The organism is uncultured Ruminococcus sp. (assembly GCF_946415235.1).
Lineage (GTDB): Bacteria > Bacillota > Clostridia > Oscillospirales > Ruminococcaceae > Ruminococcus.
In genome coordinates, this window is the sequence record NZ_CAMKRR010000175.1 from 1 (window position 1) to 2,757 (window position 2,757).

Sequence of the window (2,757 nt, forward strand, 5' to 3'; positions counted from 1 at the left end):
AAGTGTAATTTCGGGCGGATAATATCCGCCCCTACAAATATAAATTTTGATTTACACTATTATAACATATACGGTTAAAAAATGCAACAGGCAAGGGCAGTCCCCTTATAATATAGTATATTTTGATTGGTCAGACCAATGTGAAAAAACGAGAAAAAAGCTGAAAAGCTGTGAAATAGTGTGATAAATGCAAAAAAATATTCAAAAAAGCCCGAAAGAGACCTAAAACAACATTTGCGGTTCATATGAACTTATGATATAATCATATCATCGTCAGAGAGGAGTTAAAGACAATGAGTAGACTGATACCGGGTACAACAATGAAATTCACAGATCAGGCAAGAGAATCGGCGTTTTCGCTTATTTCTCCCGTGCTTGAAGCAACAGGCGGACTTACACTTTCACAGCTTTCAAAGCTCACGGGCCTTGAGGGCACAACGATCCAGAACTGGATCAAACGAGGGTGGGTATCTGCTACGAAGGGTAAGAAGTATTCTGAAAAACAGATACTTCGCATACTCCTTATAAATATGCTCCGCAAGGCTATGAAGCTTGAGGACATCGCAAATCTTATGCGCTACATCAACGGCGACGTTGAGGATACTTCGGACGATATCATAGATGATATACTTCTTTATGATATCCTTTGCAGGATAATCTTCACAGCTGAGGATGAGGGCGCGTTCGATGCGGATCACATCAAGGCTCTCGTAGCACAGGAGGTCGCTGACAATACGAAGTCTATCGCCGATGACGAAAAGCTCAAAAAGGCAATGTTCGTCATGGTAATGGGCTATCGGAGCGGCTGTCTCAGGACTGAAATGGAAAAAGGACTTGAGATCATACTTGACGAGATGTAATTGGGGTAAACATTACGGATAAACGGTATATGGGAGGTATTGGATATGAACGTTGTAACTGCATTACTAATGAACAAGAAAAAGATAATCAAGCTTTTTGAATTATCAAAAGCATTTTCCGCAGACAGTGCCAAAACACTTGATGAACTGGGTATCTATAATCCCGACGCAGCCTTTGAGCTGCTGTACGACAATGTTATCTCGGCAGCAGGAAACGGAAAGTATTATCTTAACAGGGATTAAAGCATCGGACACTATAAAGGGGTGAATAATATGACTATCATGCCATCAGTTTTCTTTATGAGAAAAATAAGAATAATCAACCTGCTTATGAATGCAGATGCTTATTCAGCCGACACTGCAAAGAGACTTGACGAGATCGGACTTGTTAATCCGTATTCGTTCCGCTTCCTTACGGTAGATCTGATAAAAAGAAATGTCATATCTGTTACGGGAGACGGCAAATGCTATATATGCAGCTAAAATATACTAAAGCCGGGTACAAAGGAGAATAATCATGGGTGTTAATGTAAGAGAATTAAATGGAAATGTTCCGAAGAAGCCGAGCTTCAAGGCGTTAAAATGGTTGGTTATAGGAGCTGCCGCAGGAATTGTTGCAGTAAGCTCCTTTACAATAGTTCCCGCAGGTCATACGGGAGTAGTTCTCACGCTTGGTGAGGTATCGAGCAATCCTCTGTCTGAGGGCTTTCATGTAAAAGCTCCCTTTATTCAGACAGTAGAGAAGATGTCGAACAAGATACAGGTCTATGAGACACCTGCTTCCGCAGTATCAAAGGACCTTCAGACCGTAAGCAGCAAGATCGCTGTAAACTACCGTCTTGTGACGGACAAAACCCCTGATATGTATAAGAATGTTGGCGTTGACTATCAGACGATTCTCATAACCCCTGTGGTTCAGGAGTGTATGAAGTCTGCAACAGCAAAGTACAACGCAGAGCAGCTCATTACCGAGCGCGAATCCGTCAGCAACGAGGTAAAGACAGCTCTTGACAGCAAGCTCAACACTTACGGTATCTATATAGAGAAGTTCAACATTGTAAACTTTGATTTCTCGGCAGAGTTCAACACAGCTATCGAAGCAAAGCAGGTAGCCGAGCAGAACCTGCTCAAAACAAAGACAGAACAGGAACAGGCAAAGGTCATTGCCAAGACCGAGGCTGAGAAGAAGGTCATCGCCGCCAATGCGGAGGCAGAGGCTATACTCGCACAGGCTCAGGCACAGGCTGACGCCAACAAGCTCCTTGAGGAGTCGCTTTCAAACAAGGTCATCGCATATGAGCAGATCCAGAAGTGGAATGGTGTAATGCCTAAGGTTACAGGCAGCAGCAACGGCGGACTGCTTATAGATGTTAACATAGATGACGCAGCACCTGCTGCTGCGGATTAAATGAAAAGAAACTTTCGGGGGAAAGTCAGTACGCTCTCGGAGCGTGGTAAAGTACTCGGTCTCCGTTGGGGAACGGAGATCGGGATAACTCATCTGACCAAGGATAGGGATCCGAAGCTTCATCAAGAAGGCTTCGCATAAATAAAAAAGTGCAGTCAGTCTGGGGAGACGAGCTGCACAGGGGTTCACACAATCGATAATTCATAACAAGAGCGACATAATGCCATGATATAGGGGTGATCGGGGGTAAACGATCATTCCTGCCGCAAGGCGAAGCAATATATGCGGTGGTTTTCTTGAAAAAGCAGGGACATTTTGATTCGGGTCCCTGAGGGATGTATTGGGCATCTCTTACAACATTACAGGGGGATCTCAGGGAGAGCTTATGTAGGGGTACATAAGCTCTTCCGCATTTTTATGGAAAATAAGCTCTTTTTCGTTGTCTGTAAGGGGAAGTCTTTCTATCATTGCGATCTCGTTTGCGGGCTC

General features: G+C 43.9%; 4 protein-coding genes. All 4 read left to right on the top strand.

What is annotated here, in order from left to right:
• The first annotated feature begins 293 nt into the window (after window positions 1–293).
• From Q0R37_RS15580 to Q0R37_RS15595, 4 genes are read left to right on the top strand one after another with little or no spacing between them, the layout of a single operon-like run.
• Window positions 294–860: a DUF1836 domain-containing protein gene (locus tag Q0R37_RS15580; RefSeq protein WP_294755537.1), complete on the top strand. Its 567-nt coding sequence runs from the start codon at window positions 294–296 to the stop codon at window positions 858–860.
• A gap of 45 nt (window positions 861–905) precedes the next feature.
• Window positions 906–1,103, top strand: coding sequence for a hypothetical protein (locus Q0R37_RS15585; protein ID WP_294755538.1), 198 nt, complete (start codon window positions 906–908; stop codon window positions 1,101–1,103).
• Between the two features lie 30 nt (window positions 1,104–1,133).
• A complete protein-coding gene (locus tag Q0R37_RS15590; RefSeq protein ID WP_294755539.1) occupies window positions 1,134–1,343 on the top strand; it encodes a hypothetical protein in 210 nt (69 codons plus the stop codon).
• Between the two features lie 34 nt (window positions 1,344–1,377).
• A complete protein-coding gene (locus Q0R37_RS15595) occupies window positions 1,378–2,268 on the top strand; it encodes a prohibitin family protein (RefSeq protein ID WP_294755541.1) in 891 nt (296 codons plus the stop codon).
• Window positions 2,269–2,757 lie beyond the last annotated feature (489 nt).